The 18087-nt window shown below is 42.9% G+C and carries 17 protein-coding genes; 15 read left to right on the top strand and 2 right to left on the bottom strand.

From position 1 onward, the window contains the following. The first annotated feature begins 326 nt into the window (after positions 1–326). Together ACTNBF_RS14885 and ACTNBF_RS14880 are read left to right on the top strand one after the other, a co-directional pair. The gene (locus ACTNBF_RS14885; RefSeq protein ID WP_427805420.1) at positions 327–1712 is read left to right on the top strand and encodes an aminopeptidase; all 1386 of its coding nucleotides are present in this window, start codon (positions 327–329) and stop codon (positions 1710–1712) included. A gap of 127 nt (positions 1713–1839) precedes the next feature. Continuing rightward, the gene (locus ACTNBF_RS14880) at positions 1840–1977 is read left to right on the top strand and encodes a hypothetical protein (protein WP_427819099.1); all 138 of its coding nucleotides are present in this window, start codon (positions 1840–1842) and stop codon (positions 1975–1977) included. A gap of 41 nt (positions 1978–2018) precedes the next feature. Here ACTNBF_RS14880 and ACTNBF_RS14875 read toward each other — a convergent pair whose 3' ends face one another. Beyond that, a complete protein-coding gene (locus ACTNBF_RS14875; protein ID WP_427805423.1) occupies positions 2019–2990 on the bottom strand; it encodes an AraC family transcriptional regulator in 972 nt (323 codons plus the stop codon). Positions 2991–3162: 172 nt separating this feature from the next. On the opposite strand from ACTNBF_RS14875, the gene ACTNBF_RS14870 reads away from it, so the two are divergent. The 6 genes from ACTNBF_RS14870 to ACTNBF_RS14845 all read left to right on the top strand — a co-directional run bounded on the left by ACTNBF_RS14870 (position 3163) and on the right by ACTNBF_RS14845 (position 10404). Beyond that, positions 3163–5046 carry a DUF5696 domain-containing protein gene (locus tag ACTNBF_RS14870; RefSeq protein ID WP_441089576.1) on the top strand — a complete coding sequence of 628 codons (1884 nt, stop codon included), beginning with the start codon at positions 3163–3165 and terminating at the stop codon, positions 5044–5046. Positions 5047–5083: 37 nt separating this feature from the next. Continuing rightward, positions 5084–6391, top strand: coding sequence for a Gfo/Idh/MocA family protein (locus tag ACTNBF_RS14865; RefSeq protein ID WP_427805425.1), 1308 nt, complete (start codon positions 5084–5086; stop codon positions 6389–6391). Positions 6392–6503: 112 nt separating this feature from the next. Further along, positions 6504–7790 (top strand): ABC transporter substrate-binding protein, encoded by a 1287-nt coding sequence (locus tag ACTNBF_RS14860; RefSeq protein ID WP_441089575.1) that lies wholly within the window; start codon positions 6504–6506, stop codon positions 7788–7790. Between the two features lie 20 nt (positions 7791–7810). Continuing rightward, on the top strand, positions 7811–8737 hold the full coding sequence (locus ACTNBF_RS14855) for a carbohydrate ABC transporter permease (protein ID WP_427805429.1): 927 nt from the start codon (positions 7811–7813) through the stop codon (positions 8735–8737). A 14-nt stretch (positions 8738–8751) separates the two neighbouring features. Beyond that, on the top strand, positions 8752–9579 hold the full coding sequence (locus ACTNBF_RS14850) for a carbohydrate ABC transporter permease (RefSeq protein WP_441089574.1): 828 nt from the start codon (positions 8752–8754) through the stop codon (positions 9577–9579). Positions 9580–9831: 252 nt separating this feature from the next. Further along, positions 9832–10404, top strand: coding sequence for a sugar O-acetyltransferase (locus ACTNBF_RS14845; protein WP_441089573.1), 573 nt, complete (start codon positions 9832–9834; stop codon positions 10402–10404). A 109-nt stretch (positions 10405–10513) separates the two neighbouring features. Here ACTNBF_RS14845 and ACTNBF_RS14840 read toward each other — a convergent pair whose 3' ends face one another. After that, positions 10514–11182 (bottom strand): YesL family protein, encoded by a 669-nt coding sequence (locus ACTNBF_RS14840; protein ID WP_441089572.1) that lies wholly within the window; start codon positions 11180–11182, stop codon positions 10514–10516. Between the two features lie 216 nt (positions 11183–11398). Here ACTNBF_RS14840 and ACTNBF_RS14835 point away from each other — a divergent pair, with 216 nt between their 5' ends. From ACTNBF_RS14835 to ACTNBF_RS14805, 7 genes are all read left to right on the top strand, one after another. Then, on the top strand, positions 11399–12040 hold the full coding sequence (locus tag ACTNBF_RS14835; RefSeq protein ID WP_441018551.1) for a hypothetical protein: 642 nt from the start codon (positions 11399–11401) through the stop codon (positions 12038–12040). 202 nt (positions 12041–12242) lie between these two features. After that, entirely contained in the window at positions 12243–14870 is a 2628-nt protein-coding gene (gene ppdK, locus ACTNBF_RS14830; protein WP_427805436.1) for a pyruvate, phosphate dikinase, read from the top strand. A 505-nt stretch (positions 14871–15375) separates the two neighbouring features. Then, positions 15376–15498 carry a DUF6440 family protein gene (locus tag ACTNBF_RS14825; protein WP_441089571.1) on the top strand — a complete coding sequence of 41 codons (123 nt, stop codon included), beginning with the start codon at positions 15376–15378 and terminating at the stop codon, positions 15496–15498. Positions 15499–15522: 24 nt separating this feature from the next. Next, on the top strand, positions 15523–16242 hold the full coding sequence (locus ACTNBF_RS14820) for a hypothetical protein (protein WP_441089570.1): 720 nt from the start codon (positions 15523–15525) through the stop codon (positions 16240–16242). Between the two features lie 278 nt (positions 16243–16520). Next, entirely contained in the window at positions 16521–16763 is a 243-nt protein-coding gene (locus ACTNBF_RS14815; protein WP_427819092.1) for an AbrB/MazE/SpoVT family DNA-binding domain-containing protein, read from the top strand. After that, positions 16757–17065, top strand: coding sequence for a type II toxin-antitoxin system PemK/MazF family toxin (locus ACTNBF_RS14810; RefSeq protein WP_427805442.1), 309 nt, complete (start codon positions 16757–16759; stop codon positions 17063–17065). Before ACTNBF_RS14815 ends, ACTNBF_RS14810 begins: the two co-directional genes overlap by 7 nt. 141 nt (positions 17066–17206) lie before the next feature. After that, positions 17207–17698 carry an NUDIX hydrolase gene (locus ACTNBF_RS14805; RefSeq protein WP_441089569.1) on the top strand — a complete coding sequence of 164 codons (492 nt, stop codon included), beginning with the start codon at positions 17207–17209 and terminating at the stop codon, positions 17696–17698. Positions 17699–18087: the final 389 nt, after the last annotated feature.

Genomic DNA, 18087 nt, shown 5'->3' with positions numbered 1-18087 from the left:
ACGTGCAGTGAGGTTTAAAAAACTATCGAACAGAGATAACTGTTCTACATCATTTGTTTTAAAAGACATATGCAAACCACCTTTATTTGATAAGATGATTATACCATATGTTTTTCATCAATAGTAGTTATTTAATTAGTTGGAAATACCTTTTGACCCCAGCATCGTGGCAGAAGAAACGTCCCCACGGATTTTTGGACAAAATGTGTGGATAATTATGCAAGCGTAGCTAATGTATAAGGTCTATAATGAGTATGCCTACTGAAATCGGTGGGAATTTATGATGATAGGAAGATGGGGGTCTTCCTGGAGCAGGAGGTATGGAAATGGTAAGAGAGAACTTATGGAAGATTTATGATGAGAAGCATCTGGAGGAGCTGGAGAGGGTGAATAAGCAGTACCGGGAATGTCTGGATGCGGGAAAGACGGAGAGAGAATGTGTCAGAGAGACAATTCGTCTTGCAAAGGAAGCCGGATACCGGGACATGAAGGAACTCCGGAAAAATAAAGAATCGGTAAAAGCCGGTGATAAAGTTTATATGGATTATATGGGACGGGCAATCATCCTCTTCCAGGCAGGAACGCAGCCGATTGAGAATGGTATGAATATTCTGGGGGCTCATATTGATTCGCCGAGAATTGATATCAAGCAGAATCCGCTTTATGAGGAGCAGGAGGTTGCTTACCTGGATACCCATTATTATGGCGGTGTGAAGAAGTATCAGTGGGTTGCGATGCCGCTTGCAATCCATGGAGTTGTGATCCGCAAGGACGGAACGAAGACGGATATTGTGATTGGCGAAAAGGATGACGAACCGGGATTTATAATTACAGATCTTCTGCCACATCTCGGGCGCAAGCAGATGGAGCAGAATGCAGATAAATTTATTGACGGTGAAAAAATGGATCTGGTCATCGGAAACCGCCCGTTAAAAGGTGAAGAGAAGGATGCGGTAAAAGCAGAAATGCTTCGGCTTTTCCATGATTATTATGGAATCGAAGAGGAAGATTTTCTGTCGGCTGAGCTGGAAATCGTTCCGGCTGGGAAAGCGAAAGAGTGCGGACTGGATCGCAGCATGATCATGGCCTATGGACAGGACGACCGCGTGTGTGCATTTACATCCTTGATGGCAATGCTTGCAGAGAAAGAAGTTGAAAGAACTTCCTGCTGCATTCTGATCGATAAGGAGGAAATCGGAAGCGTCGGCGCAAGCGGGGCGACTTCCAGATTCTTTGAAAATACAGTCGCCGAACTGATTGCACTGATGGGAGAATACAATGAATTGACGTTGAGACGTGCACTTGCCAACTCGAAGATGCTTTCTTCTGATGTAAGTGCTGCTTACGATCCGATGTTTGAAGAAGCTTACGAGAAGAAGAATTGTGCTTATTTCGCACACGGGCCGGTATTCAACAAATACACAGGAAGCGGCGGAAAGAGCGGATCGAATGATTCAAATCCGGAATATATCGCACAGCTTCGAAGAGTCATGGAGGAAAATAACGTCAATTTCCAGACCTCTGAGATGGGAAGAGTTGATGTCGGTGGAGGCGGAACGATTGCGTATCTGATGGCGGTCTATGGAATGGAAGTGATTGACAGTGGTGTTGCTGTTATGTGTATGCATGCACCGTGGGAGCTGACCAGCAAGGCAGACATTTATGAAGCTGTGAGATGCTATGAGGCATTTTTAAAGGCGGACTTTAAATAGAATAATGAACTGCATTCCAAGCCGAAGGAAAATTTAATAAGGCTTTACACTGTTTCAAAAAATCCCTATAATATAGATATAGCAATATCGGATAGAACTGAAGTGGGATCAGACAGCACGGGGAGCGATGTCGCAGATTAAGGAGAAGAAGTATCCGGAGACAGTTCAGAATTATACAGGTGATATTCTGCTTGTGGGAATCAATTATAATACAAAAGACAAGAAGCATGAATGCGTGATCGAGAGAGATCAGATCATCGGATGAAACATAAGAGCCCGGAGGGAGTAATCCTTCCGGGTTCGATTTTATTCTTCCGATTTCCGCAGTGCCTCTGTAATCCCTTTCACAGAATTAGAATACTGCAGTGGTGACATTCCGGTTTCTTTCTTGAACTGTTTGGAAAAATACGGCAGAGAACTGTAGGAAAGATAATAGGCAATCTCGGTCAGGTTCATATTGCCGTCGCGGATAATGTCTTTTGCACGGTCGATTTTCATCTTATTAAAATGTTCGATCACACCACATCCCAGCTTTTCGTGGAACAACGCCTGAAGGGCGGAGCGGCTGACGGAGAAGGAACTGCATATCTGGGGAACGGACAGGGACTCGCATATATGGAATTCCAGATATTGTATGACATGCTGAAACAGGATATTCTTACTGGAATCCTTTTCGTCGGAATTTTCGAGGCTTTCTGCGGCAACCGTATCCAGCTGGAAATGCTTTGTAGGTCTCAACCGTTCTGACGATGCTCCCAGAGCGTGTATACTTTGATGGTTTCGGTGAACAGTGATCAAAAAGAGCTCCAGATAAAGCAGAATCAGCTGCTGCGAAGCAAAAGGGGTTTTCTCGCGCAAAAGAACCTGTTCGACTGAAGGAATGTGAATCGGTGTGGAAAATGTGTCTTTGGCTTCCGTGATGATCTGTGAGATCAGATAACGTTCACTTTTATCCAGTGTACAGCTCATATTTTCAAAATATTTCATGCCTTCTGAATGGCTGGTAAAGGAAATGGCCACCAGATTCGGCGCATTTTTCCCTATGGATTTGATCGCGTGAAATTCATTCGGCTTGTGGAAAATCACATCTCCTGTATTCAGTGTCAGCCATCGGTCATCGGAGCGCACCGATACCGTCCCCTTATCTACATATAAAAACTCCCAAAAGTCATGTGCCTCTCCGCGAAATACGAAATCTTTCATATATTCAAAATAATGAAGCGTGATGATAGAATCAATGACGATTTCACGGTGCAGATTTGTCTTGATATAAGTCATTTTTACCATCTCCTGAGCTTTAAAATCCATTTCTTTGGTCAATATTATACCAGATTAAGGACAATAAGACAATAAGGATAGACAATCACGTAAGCAGAGTTGTGCAAAATAAATTATAATAAATTCATAGAAATGATGAATATAGGCATAATTGCCAAAGGAAAGGAACAATATGACAAGCGTAAATGTAAACAATCTGGAGATTCAAGTGAATGAGAGCGGACATGTCACATTTACCAGAGATGGTGTGACATGGAAATTCAGAGAAGGTTTTCAGCCCAGACTGGAATGCGAAGAGGGAATTCTGAATTTTGAAGACGCGCTTTCAATCAGCCGCGATGTCATTACATCCGGAGTTGGGGAAGGAATCTGGAGCCATTATGAGGGATTTAAAGCTGGGAATCAGACTGTGCCTTATTCCTTCGATACGATTGTATGGGTTGAAGCGGCAAGCAGTGATGTGTTCTTCGAATGGGTTCCGCTTAACGAGGAAGGACTTACGGTTCGGAAGATCTATTGGCCTGGTGAGATGGAGTTTGATGAAAAGAACGAGAAGTGGTATACGCTTCTGAATCATCAGCAGGGGCTCCTGATACCGAATACCTGGGAGACTGAGATGGCTCCTATCCCATTTGACGGATTTTTCGGGACAGCGGGCGGATATATGCCATGGTACGGGCAGGTCAAAGACCGCGCAGGATATATTGCGATTTGTGTAACGCCGTGGAATGCAGGATATTATGCGGAACATCCGACAGGTGGACCGTATACACATGTGGGTACATGGCATGAGCCGAGTCTCGGGAAAATGGAGTATCGCCGAATCATGAGATACAGCTTCCTGAATGACTGTGACTACAACGATCTCTGCAAGGTGTACAGAACCTATGTGAAAGAACAGGGACGGCTTAAGACGCTGGCTGAAAAGGCGGCAAAGAATCCGTCGGTAGATGATTTGATTGGATGTGCATTTGTACATAAAGGAATCAAGACGGCTGTCCAGGAAAATTCCGATTTCTTCGATCCGGCAGATCCGGAGAAGAATAATCGTGTTGTCACGTTCGCGGAGCGTGAGAAGGAGATGCGCGAGCTTCATGAGCTGGGTGTGGAGAAGCTTTACCTGCATCTTGACGGATGGGCTCAACCGGGGTATGATAATCAGCATCCGGATTACACGCCGGCATGCGCGGAAGCAGGCGGCTGGGAAGGAATGAAATCCCTAGCCGACACAATGCAGGAACTGGGATACATGTTTGGGATTCATGACCAGTACAGGGATTATTATCTGACCGCACCGAGCTATGACGAGCATTATGCGTGCGTGCTTGCAGACGGCACGGTACCGGGACATAAGAGATGGGCGGGCGGACCGCAGACATTTCTTTGCGGAACCCAGGCACCTTACTATGTGAAACGAAATTTCACCAGCCTGGAAGAGCATGACATTCATCTGGACTGTGCATATCTGGATGTATTTACCTGCAATGAAGGCGATGAATGTGCAAATCCGCATCACAGAATGACAAGAAAAGACTGCTACGATTACAGAAACCGTTGTTTCGAATACTTGCTGTCCAAAAATATCCTTCCGAGTTCGGAAGAGGTGAGTGACTGGAGTGTTCCGAGTCTGGTGTTCTGCCATTACGCACCGTATGACTTTATGATGCGTGCGCCGGGAACTCCGAAGGAAGGAATTCCGGTTCCACTCTATAATCTGGTTTATCATGACTGTGTGATTGAACCGTGGATGATGGACAGAGTAAGTGAAAATGAAGATTATATGTTGTATGCACTCCTGAACGGCGGGGCACCGTACCTGATCCGTGAAGGTGCATATCCGAATACAGACGGTTCTTTTGAATCTGATGTGAAGGGATCAATCGAAGAAGATATCCGAAGAAGCAAAGTGGTAAGCGACCTCCACGAGAAAGTGGCCAAATGCGAAATGGTACGTCATGAACTGGTAAACGGGGATGCTAATGTTCAGAAAACCACATTTGCCGATGGCACAACAGTCACGGTTGACTTTGAAAAACAGACTTATGAGATTGCATAGTAGAAATATGTAATTACACATAAAGGAGAGAATGATAATGGGAAGATGTATCACGGTTGCGATTGCGGGACTTGGCAGCAGGGGAAGAGATACATATGCCAAAGCTGCAAAGATTTTCCCGGAAAAGATGAAAATAGTCGCAATTGCCGATGTGGATCCGGAAAAGGTCAGACTTACAGCCGAAGAGTATGACATACCGGAGGAAAAATGTTTTTCCAGCGCAGAGGAAATGCTGAAACAAGAGAAACTTGCGGATGTTATGTTTATTGCAACGCAGGACAGACAGCATGTAGGACATGCAATACCGGCCCTCAGAAAAGGATACCATTTACTTCTTGAGAAGCCGATTTCGCCGGAGCTTGATGAGTGCAGAGAACTGGTGAGAGTAGCACGGGAATGTGACCGGAAAGTTGTGGTGTGCCATGTACTTCGTTACACACCGATCTACAGAAAAGTAAAGGAACTTCTGGATGCCGGAAAAATCGGGGCTGTGGTATCCATTATGGCTGTAGAAAATGTAGGATGGTACCACATGGCACACAGCTTTGTGAGAGGAAACTGGTCAAATTCCAATGAAACGAGTCCGATGATCCTGCAAAAGTGTTGCCACGATATGGATTTATATCTGTGGTTGGCAGGAAAGAAATGTGATTCGTTGAGTTCGTTCGGAAGCACCTATCTTTTCAAAAAGGAAAAGGCACCGGAAGGTTGTGCGATGCGGTGTATGGACGGATGCAAAGCGAAAGAAACATGTCCGTTCGATGCAGAGGCGATCTATCTGGATAATAAGGCCGCCGGATATCGCAAGGGAAACAGAAACTGGCCGCTAGATGTGCTGGTCCCGGATGGAGTGACAGAAGAGAAGCTGTACGATGCAATCCGGGAAGGACGTTACGGCAGATGTGTATATCATTGTGACAACAATGTAGTTGACCATCAGGTCGTGAACCTGAACATGACAGACGGAACGACGATGAGCTTTACGATGTGCGGCTTTACAGCAGAAATTGCCAGATACGCCAAATTCATGGGCACCGAAGGTGAGATGATCGTGAATATGGCAGGAGAAATAGAAGATAATGAAATTGTAATCCGCAGATTTAACGCAGATGTCACAGAAGAAAGAATTGATGTGGCAAGTCTTTCGGATGATTTCTCAGGACATGGCGGCGGAGATGTGAAGATGATCGAAGAATTCCTGGATGTACTTAGCGGAGAAAAGGAAGAAAGCCCGTATGTGACATCTCTGGAACAGTCGATGGAAAGTCATTATTGTGCGCTTGCAGCGGAAGAATCACGGCTGCATGGCGGAAGAGTGGTGGAACTGGATACGTTCCGTAATTAAGATATGCGGCTTCTCGGGGGAATGAGAAGCATCATATAAATCACTGTCTTCTGAACGGCCAGGTTCAGTAAGATAAAATCCAATAACCTAGAAGAAAAGGAGTGTGTAAATTATGAAAAAGAATTTCAAAAAACTGGCAGCAGCAGGACTGGTAGCAGTTATGGGCGTATCTCTTTTGGCAGGATGCGGCGGCAAAGAAGAAGGCGGATCAGCAAGCTCAGGCGGAAAAACAGAATTAACCTTCGGTATCTGGGATGAGAATCAGAGACCGGCTATGGAAGCTATGGTAGAAGCTTATGAAAAAGAACATGAAGATGTAACAATCGAGATTCAGCTTACACCATACAAAGGCGGAGAGTACTGGACCAAACTGGAAGCAGCAGCAACCGGCGGAAAAGCTCCGGATGTGTTCTGGCTGAACGTACTGCATCTTGACTCTTATGTAGAAGGTGGAATCCTTGCAGATATGACAGAGGCAGTTGCAGCTTCTGATATCAACGACAGCTTCCCGGAAGCTCTGGTAAATAACTACGTTCGTGATGGTGTAAACTACGCAGTACCGAAAGATTTCGATACCAATGCTTTATGGTATAACAAAGAAATCTTTGACAAAGCAAATGTGGAATATCCGACAGACGATATGACTTATGAAGATCTGCTTGCTAAGGCAGAAGAATTACAGGCAGCAGGACTGGATGACGGTGTATATCCATTCGCATGCCCGGTTGACTTCCAGACATGGTACTATCAGACCGTATACGCTAACGGCGGATACATTTTAAATGAAGATAAGACAGAAACAGGATATACAGATCCGAAGACAATGGAAGGTATCCAGTGCTGGATCGACTTCATCGACAAAGGGCTCTCTCCGAGTGCAGCATCCCTTGCAGAAACCTCTGCTGATGCTATGTTCGAAGGAAATCAGCTTGCTATGAACTTTGCAGGTTCTTACATGGTTCCGGAATATGCAAGCAACGATGCAATCGCTGACAAGATCGACTGTGTAGAAATCCCGACCTTCAACGGTGTAGAAGACAACTGTATCAACGGTCTTGGATATGCAGTATATGAAGGCAGCAAGAATAAAGATGCAGCTATCGAATTCGCAATCTGGCTTGGAAGCTCTGAAGCTCAGAAGATCCAGGGCGAGACAGGTGTAGTTATTTCTGCAAGATCTGATGCTCAGGAATACTTTGCAAAAGCGAATGAAGCTTACAACCTTGCAGCATATACCAATCATTCAGAAGAAGCTTATCCGCTTCCAGTTTGCTCTGTAGCAGCAGAACTTTACGATATGGAAGCAAACTACCTGAAACAGGCTTACAGCGGAGAACTGACTCTGGCAGATGCCTGTGCACAGCTTAAGGAAGAAGCAGACGCTCTCCTTGCAAAATAGTAGATGAAGTAGGTGAGAATATGACTGGTGGTAAAGTGAAAACGACTGTGCCGAAGAAAAAAGCAACGAGCCGCCAGAAAAAAGACTGGTTTGCGGCGTACGTATTTATCGCGCCGGTTACCATTGGACTTCTGGTGTTCTATATCTGGCCCTTTATTCAGAACGTGTGGTTCAGTTTTAATGATGTAAATAAATTTAATGTATCAACATTTGTCGGACTTCAGAATTATATTGAGATGTTCCAGGATAAAGAGGTGTGGAGAACCTTCGGTAATACGCTGAAATATGTAATCATCACTGTACCGGTTGGATTATTCCTGTCAATCTGCATTGCAGCACTTATGAATTCCAAAATTAAAGGAACGTCCATTTACAGAACATTGTATTTCCTTCCATCCGTAACAATGGCAGCGGCAGTTTCCATGGTATGGAAATGGATCTACAATGAAAAAATGGGTATTCTTAACAGCGCGATTCGTGCCCTTGGAGGAGAAGGGCACGGATGGCTGACAGACCCGAAGACAGCACTATATTGCATCATGATAGTTGGTCTGTGGATGACTGTCGGATATAATATGATTATTCTTCTGGCAGGTATGCAGGGAATTTCAAAATCTTATTATGAAGCGGCGGCAATTGACGGAGCTGGTCCTTTCGCTCAGTTCTTCAAGATTACGATTCCGATGCTGTCACCAACGATTTTCTTCGTTATGATTACTTCTATTATCAGTGGATTCCAGGTATTCGATGTAATCTACATGATGGTAGGAAAGACAAATCCGGCGTATGAATCTACCCAGACGGTAGTAATGCTGTTCTACCGAAAGGCATTCGACTACGGATATAAAGGATATGCAGCAGCTATTTCAATCTTTATCTTCGCAATCATCATGCTGATTACAGTATTCCAGCTGATTGGTCAGAAGAAATGGGTTAATTACGACTAGGAAGGAGAAAAAAGATGAAAAACAAAGCAAATGTAAGACATTTTTTCGTGCATCTGATTCTTCTTGCCGGAGTTGGAATTATGGTGTTCCCGTTCATCTGGATGGTGCTTACATCATTTAAGAGCGTTGGCGAAGCAATGCAGATTCCGCCGACGATCTTCCCGAAGCAGTTTTTGACTGATGCATATGCGCAGATCGTTTCGGCACTCCCGTTTGCAAGGGTGTACCTGAACACAATCATTTCAACGGTAGCCACAACTGTGGTACAGGTATCCTTCTGTTCCATGGCGGCATATGGATTTGCCAGAATTGACTTCCCGTTCAAAAACATTATTTTTGTCATTATTTTATCAGTACTTATGGTTCCGGGACAGATTTTCCTGATTCCTCAGTATCTGATCATCCAGAAGATGGGTCTTCTGGACACGATTCCAGCTCTGTTCATTCCGAACCTTTTCAGTGCGTTCGGTACATTCCTCCTGAGACAGTTCTTCATGTCTCTGCCGAAGGAACTGGAAGAGGCAGCGTTGCTTGACGGATGCAACCGTTTCCAGATTTTTGGAAAGATCATGCTTCCGCTCATAAAACCGGGTATTGTATCACTGGTAATCTTTACAGCGAAGTTTGCATGGAATGACTTTATGTGGCCGTTGATCGTAAATACATCACCGAAGATGATGACACTTGGTCCTGCCCTTTCTACATTGCAGGGACAGTACACAACCAAGTATCCGATGCAGATGGCCGGAGCAGTTATGGCGGTTATCCCGATCATCGTACTGTTCTTCATTTTCCAGAAGCAGTTCATCGAAGGTGTTGCGCAGTCCGGAATTAAAGGTTAAATAAAACAGTTCCAAAATAGAGGCGGTTTCCTTCAGGGGAAATCGCCTTTTTATCTTGAAAGAAGATATGACTCCCACCTCTATAGGTGGTGAATTGCGACAAATATGTCTTGGTGGGAGTCCAATCTCCTTCCAAGATAAAGCCTCCGGCGGATTGCAGAGGTGCGCAGATGTATTGTGTCATGCAAAGCATGACGCGCACCTCGCAGCAAGTACGCCGAGGCGTACTTGAAAACAGGAGGAAAAACACAGATGGGAGAATTAGAGAATAATAAAAAAGTGGCGGAGATTCCTGAAGACGGAGAATTATACAACAGCACCGATCCGGCTCTGTACGAAAAACAATGGAAAATGAATGATCTGATGTATGAGTTCAATCATACCAGGCCTTCTGACCGGGAAAGATTAAAAGAAATTCTGAAGGAGCTTCTGGGGTCTGTCGGAGAAAACTGCGTGATCGAGCCGCCTCTGCGTGTAAACTGGGGCTGCAATTGTTATCTGGGGAGAAATGTTTATGCTAATTTTAACCTGACCGTTGTGGACGATGCGGATGTGATCATTGGAGATGATGTGATGATCGGACCGAATGTCACCATCGCTACGGCGGAACATCCGCTTGACGCCGATCTTCGCCGACAGGGTATGCAGTATAACAGAGCAGTCCGCATTGGAAATGGAGTCTGGCTTGGCGCCGGTGTGATCGTATTGCCGGGAGTAACGATCGGAGACAATACAACCATTGGTGCAGGAAGTGTTGTGACGAAAGATATTCCGGCAAATGCTGTGGCATACGGGGTACCCTGCAGGGTACAGAAAATGCTGTAGGCCAGGTTGGAAAAGCGCGGTAATTTAATAATGAAAAGGAAAAGTCCATGCTGCGTTTTGTGCGACAAGGACTTTTTTATGGTTATGATCATGAATGCGTTCGATTCTATTATTCCATCATCAATCCATCCGGATTTTCGGGAGTGGGAGGAGTCTCCGGTTCATATTTCTTGAAGATCCGGTCAAAAATAATGCAGGCTGTAAAAGCAATAACGGAAAATCCGCAGACTCCGCTGAGCACGATCACAAGGGCAAATGTATTTGCTGAATACTGGCAGAGAAATATAATAATTCCGTGAAGCAGGAAAAGCAGAATGCTGTATGGAAGATGGCCAACCGTCATCAGCACAGCATTTTTGATTGCCTGTTTGGTCGTACATACGAAATGCGAGATGATCGGGAACACATAAATAAATATGCATGCAAGGATTCCGCATACAATCCAGAGAGCGACACGGATAATTGCAAAAATTGTAGTATCCTGGGAATTAATAATATAGAAATCCATTCCAAGGATTACAACAGCTGCAAGAAAAAGCAACCATACAGCTGTACTCTGTTTGAAATTCTGACGGAATGATTTCCAGAAATTCTGCCATATGTAAGGATCCTCTCCGCGGAGCATCTTCAGGCAGACATAGTAGAGTGCGCTGATGGAAGCGCCGATCGTGATGATGGGGATACAGCTCAGAATGAAAATGAGATTCAGTACGACCAGATCGAACATTTTTGACAGAAACTGCATCACCGGATTGTCGATATTAAATAATCTGTTCATTGGGAAACCCTCTTTTCTTAACGTAAAATATCCTAAATACAGTATACTGAAAAGGCAGGGGAAAAGCAATGAAAAACGGAAGATGAAAATGTGAAAAGTCTATGAAAAACACAAGAATGAGATGCATTTCAAAGTAAATATGTTATACTTTCAAAAGGGGATTACACGTTCCTTCGAAGGCATAGAAAAACGAAAAAAGAAACAGGAGAAATACCAATGGAGCACAAGTATGAATCGGATCTGACGAAGAAAGAAAAAAGACAGATGGAAATTGAAAAACTGAAATCCATGAACTTTATGGAAAAGCTGGATTACATATGGACGTATTACAAACTATGGTTTGCCGGTGCTCTGGCGGTGGTTGCCCTCATTTATCTGGGATTTACAATGTATCAGGGAATGCAGAAAAATGAGGTCGTAAGTGTTGCAATTCTTGGTGCCAATATGGATGCGGATCAGATTGAAGCGCTTCAGAATGATGTCAAAGAATGGATGGGAGCCGAGGAAAAAAATGACGTTGTTACGATCAATGCGAATCTCAGTGCGAACAATGAAGATTCCAATTCGAAGATCGCGCTTACGACACTGATCGGAGCGCAGTCGGTCGATGTTATGATCTGTACGAAAGAAATTTATGAGGATTACGAAGGTCAGGATGGATTTACATCCGGCAGTCTGATTTTTGAAAATACCGGATTTATAAAAGATACGTTTGGCCTGACTTATGACGAGGTATATGTGGGAATGATGGTAAATACACCTCACAGTGACGGAGCGAAACGGTTTGTAGAATACCTGATTGCGAATGCAGAGCAGGAACCAACAGAAATAGAAAACCAGGCGAATATTGCAAAATAACAGAGTACCGGAGAGAAATATTCCAACATCAGGAAAAACGCTTGACGAATTTTACCAAAACCTTTACAATATTAGTGCGGAAAACCGCATGATTGGGGTTATAAGATAAGGGGAGCGACGGCTTTATTCAGTTTGTAAAGTCGTGCTTTTCATGTTTTATATACATCTATTTTTTCAATCAAATACGAGGAGGAAAAGTAAAATGGCAACAAAATGGGTTTACATGTTTACAGAAGGTAACGCTACCATGAGAAACCTGCTTGGTGGAAAAGGTGCCAACCTTGCTGAAATGACCGCTTTAGGACTTCCGGTACCTCAGGGCTTCACAATCACAACAGAAGCTTGTACACAGTACTATGAAGACGGAAGACAGATCAATGATGAAATCATGGCACAGATCATGGAAGCTATCACAAAGATGGAAGAAGTCACAGGAAAGAAATTCGGTGACAAAGAGAATCCTCTTCTTGTTTCAGTTCGTTCTGGTGCAAGAGCATCTATGCCAGGTATGATGGATACAATCCTGAACCTTGGTCTGAACGAAGAAGTTGTCGCTGTACTTGCTGAAAAGTCCGGCAATGCTCGTTGGGCTTGGGACTGCTACAGAAGATTTATCCAGATGTATTCAGATGTAGTTATGGAAGTAGGTAAGAAATACTTCGAAGAACTGATCGACAAGATGAAAGCTGAAAGAGGCGTTAAACAGGACGTTGAACTTACAGCAGACGATCTGAAAGAACTTGCTAATCAGTTCAAAGCTGAATATAAAGAAAAAATCGGTGCTGATTTCCCGTCTGATCCGAAGGAACAGTTAATGGGAGCAATCAAAGCCGTATTCCGTTCTTGGGACAACCCGAGAGCTAACGTATATCGTCGTGATAACGATATCCCGTATTCATGGGGAACTGCTGTTAACGTACAGATGATGGCATTCGGTAACATGGGTGATGACTGTGGTACAGGTGTTGCATTTACACGTGACCCGGCTACAGGAAATAACGGACTGTTCGGAGAATTCCTTACAAATGCTCAGGGTGAAGACGTTGTTGCCGGTGTTCGTACACCAATGCACATTTCTGAAATGGAAGAGAAATTCCCGGAAGCATTCAAACAGTTCAAAGAAGTATGCAAGACGCTGGAAACACACTACAGAGATATGCAGGATATGGAGTTTACTGTTGAACATGGTAAACTGTACATGCTTCAGACACGTAACGGTAAGAGAACCGCTCAGGCTGCTCTGAAGATCGCATGTGATCTTGTTGATGAAGGAATGAGAACAGAAGAAGAGGCAGTTGCAATGATCGATCCTCGTAACCTGGATACACTGCTTCATCCGCAGTTTGATGCTGCAGCACTTAAGGCTGCTACACCAATGGCAAAAGCACTTGGAGCTTCTCCTGGAGCTGCCTGCGGTAAGATCGTATTTACAGCTGATGACGCTGTTGAATGGGCTGCAAGAGGAGAAAAAGTTGTTCTTGTACGTCTTGAAACTTCACCGGAAGATATTACAGGTATGAAATCTGCTCAGGGTATCCTGACAGTTCGTGGTGGTATGACATCTCACGCTGCTGTAGTAGCTCGTGGTATGGGAACCTGCTGTGTATCCGGATGCGGCGATATCACAATGGATGAAGAAAACAAGAAATTCACATTAGGCGGAAAAGAATTCCATGAAGGAGATCCGATCTCTCTTGATGGATCTACAGGTAACATCTATGATGGAATCATCCCGACTGTTGATGCTACGATCGCAGGCGAATTCGGAAGAATCATGGGATGGGCTGACAAATACAGAACAATGAAAGTTCGTACAAATGCTGATACACCGGCAGATGCTAAGAAAGCTCGTGAACTTGGAGCAGAAGGTATCGGACTTTGCCGTACAGAGCATATGTTCTTCGAAGGAAACAGAATTGATGCATTCCGTGAAATGATCTGTGCTGAGACTGTAGAAGAAAGAGAAGCTGCACTTGAGAAAATCCTTCCGGAACAGCAGGGAGACTTCGAAGCACTTTACGAAGCACTGGAAGGAAATCCGGTTACTATCCGTTTCCTTGACCCGCCGCTTCATGAATTCGTTCCGACAGAAGAAGAAGATATCAAGAAACTTGCTGATGCTCAGGGTAAGACTGTAGAGCAGATCAAAGCTATTATCGATTCTCTGCATGAATTCAACCCAATGATGGGACATCGTGGATGCCGTCTTGCTGTAACTTATCCGGAAATCGCTAAGATGCAGACAAAGGCTGTTATCCGTGCAGCTATCAATGTTAAAAAAGCTCATCCGGATTGGGCAGTTAAACCGGAAATCATGATTCCGCTGGTTGGCGAGATCAAAGAGTTAAAATACGTTAAGAAATTCGTTGTTGAGACTGCAGACGCAGAAATCGCTGCTGCAGGCATCGACCTTGAATACGAAGTAGGTACTATGATCGAGATCCCAAGAGCTGCTCTTACAGCTGATGAGATCGCTAAAGAAGCTGACTTCTTCTGCTTCGGTACAAACGACTTGACACAGATGACATTCGGCTTCTCACGTGATGACGCTGGTAAGTTCCTGAACGCATACTATGATGCTAAGATCTTCGAGAATGATCCGTTTGCTAAACTTGATCAGAATGGTGTTGGTAAGTTAATGGAAATGGCTATTAACTTAGGAAAACCGGTTAATCCGAAGCTTCACATCGGTATCTGTGGAGAGCACGGTGGAGATCCGTCTTCTGTAGAATTCTGCAACAAGATCGGTCTTGACTATGTATCTTGCTCACCATTCCGTGTACCGATCGCACGTCTGGCTGCAGCACAGGCTGCTATCGCTCAGAAGTAATGCACCGCTGGTGACAGATATAAAGAAATTAATTAGTTAATAAAAAAACTCCCATTTCACTTATCGTGTGATGGGAGTTTTTTTGTCATGCATACGTCAAAAAAGTCCAGGGGATCTTTTTAAGTGGTGCGCCGGGCGAGGAGTGGATTTATTATTAGAATAGATTTATTAGTATGGGATGGATTTTACAGCGCGGAACGGCTATAATATGAAAGAATAGGTATGTAACTGTAGAAATAAAGGAACAAAACGGCTCGAGATACAGAAATCTTGATTGTAGCCGTGGAATATAGGCAAATCAAACGGCTCAGAATACAAAAATTTGATTACAGCCGTAAATTTAAATGAATCAAACGGTTACAAATAACAAAAGGTGTATTGCAGCCGTAATTGATAATTAAAATTCACGGTTATATTCTGGAAAAGTTATTTTTCAGCCGTAATGGTGGAGAGGGTAAAATTACACTATATCACATTCAAGAATTTGATAAAGAGAGGAAGGTTTATGAATAAGGAAAAAGTCTGTGGTGTAAACTATGTCTTTCACGCAAGTGGAAATGCTGGTGGGATGACACCACTATTTGATAGAGAAGAGAAACCGGTTATTTCTTCGATAATCAATAGATAAATATAAGTCGGGAGGGTTCCTCGTATGAAGAAAAAGAAGATAGTTATTGTTACAATAATAGTCATAGGTGTACTGGTTTTATCCTTTTTTATTGGAGCGGGATTTAGAAGGAGAACAGATGTGGTATTAACTGAATATTCCGTATCAGAAGATGGAAAAAAGTTGAATTTCGATGTCGGGGTTATGTCGTCTATGGGATATATAAGAGGTTTTAAGGATGGTGGTGGTGGGGTAAAACCACATTACCTTACTTTTTTTTCAACTTTTGGAGGACTTAATAGTTCATTTGGTGCAAAAAGCGAATTTGAATTAGACTTGGATGAAAATGATGCAGAAATCTATTTTTGTCGTGCAGATGGTGGATATGAACTTGTGTTACAAAAGAATGTTGATACAGGTGAATGGACGAAACCTGCTTCCGCTCAAACAGAACCATCTGTAATCAAGACTTATGAGGTGACGAACTCAGAATTCGTTGAAGAATATTTTGAAAATGATAAGCTGGTTACTATGGTCAGGTATTATGAAATGAGTGACGAGACTTGGAAAACAGACGATTATACATACCAATATAGATTGGAAATTACAGGTAGAATGAATAATTCAACTAAAGACAGCACATTTGTCTTCTTGAGTAATATAAAAGATATTACATTTGAACAAGCTTGGAAGGCAAGCGGATTTAGCAGTAATATGGATGACTATTTCGATGAAGAAGATGCAAAATTTGTGGCTATGAAATAGATCTATCAGATGAGGGATGACTCCCGCCTATGTAGGCGAAAATGTGAAAGTGTTGCTCCTTGTAAATGATGAACGATATCAATGGAGAACCATCCCGCGTATACAGAAAACGTTTTTAAGTGCATTTCCTTCATCTACAAAGAAGCATATTAGAATGAAATCAGCATTTCGTTACAAACATATTTATCTGCACATTTATTGCTATCAAGAGAATTTAATTGATATTTTCTGTTATTTAGTATATACTATGTATATACTAAGCATAAGGAGGTATCTATATGCAAGCACAGGTAAAAGAATGGGGAAATAGTCAAGGAATTAGATTGCCAAAAGAAGTGTTGAGAAGTGCAGGAGTCACATTGAATGAGTTTTTGGATGTCACGGTATCAAATGGTGTAATCACTTTGGTGAAACCATTTCGTCATAAAACTTTGGAAGAGAGAGCCGCTGAGTTTGATGGAAAGCTAATGCTTGATGGCGAATATGATTGGGGTGAACCTGCCGGAAGAGAGGTATGGTAATGGAATTTTTACATCAAGGAGATATTCTCAAAATTGAAAAAATAAAACATCCCGTATTGGTGGTTAGTAAGGATTTTTTTAATACTAGTGGTGAAATAATTGGATGTCCAATTATTAAAAATTCTACTCCGGGTCCTCTTCATATATGGATGGATACAGAAGAAAATGAAGGCTATATACAATGTGAAAAACTTGCGTTGTTAGATATGTCGCTTCGTGGTTACAAGAAAGTAGATAGATTGCCAATTTCAGAAATGATTAACGTATCTGATGCTATTCAGGGAATTTTTGAATACATTTGATGATGAGAAATCTAATATGAGAAAGATTTGAATTGACCAGGGGATTGTGATAGGTGGTAGGTGCAGAGCAAATAAGATAAAATATCACGGAGGTACTTATGGCGGAAACAAAAAGCAGGCGTAGATGATACGGTCTGCAAATTGATTAAAGAGTGCTATCAGTTTGAGCAACCGAAAAAGGTCAACCTTGTCAAAAGTGAGGAGATTACAACTATAAGAGAAATAATAAGCAGTGATGATGATTTGTTGAAATTTGCTGTTATAATTTCCAAATCAAATAGTAAATGGGTGTTTTGTAAACATAGAGATAGAGATACTTATGAAGTACCAGGTGGTCATAGAGAAGCTGGAGAGTTAATTGAAGATACAGCCAGGAGAGAGCTGAAAGAAGAAACTGGGGCACTTGAGTTTTCAATAACCCCCATTTGCGTATATTCTGTTACAGGGAAAAATAGAGTAAATGATACAGGCGAAGAAACATATGGAATGCTGTATTTTGCAGATATAACAGAGTTTGAAGAAGAATTGCACAGTGAAATGGAAAAGGTGGTCTTGCTGGATGAATTACCAGATGAATGGACTTATCCGTTGATTCAGCCGTTACTGATTGCGGAGTATGAGAGAAGAAAGTAAATTCGAATTTATTTGGTTTTGCCGGATAGAGGTGACTTTTTATGAATTGATCGGAGATTTTCTTCTTCAGATGAAGCAGAAATAGGTGGTTGAAAGGAATTTGTTTTAAGTGTCCTTCCATCCACCTTAAACCCAACAGGCGGCTATCGCTCAGAAGTTGTACACTGTTGGTGATAGGAAAAAGAAATTAAATAGTTAAAAAAGGAACTTCCATTGCACTTATTTTGCGTGGGAGTTTTTGACATACATATGGAGTTTGGCATATGCGCTTTTCCGATTGCATATGGCGCGTCCCAACGGCCGGTTTTGCGGAGCAAAACGGCCGAAATGCGAAGCTGAACAGCCGTTAGGCTTTGATTGATACAGAAATCTCTAGGATAATATATTCA

It is taken from the genome of Bariatricus sp. HCP28S3_A4 (assembly GCF_052066395.1).
In the GTDB taxonomy this organism is placed as follows: domain Bacteria; phylum Bacillota; class Clostridia; order Lachnospirales; family Lachnospiraceae; genus Allocoprococcus.
This window is presented reverse-complemented; position numbering and strand designations above follow the sequence as displayed.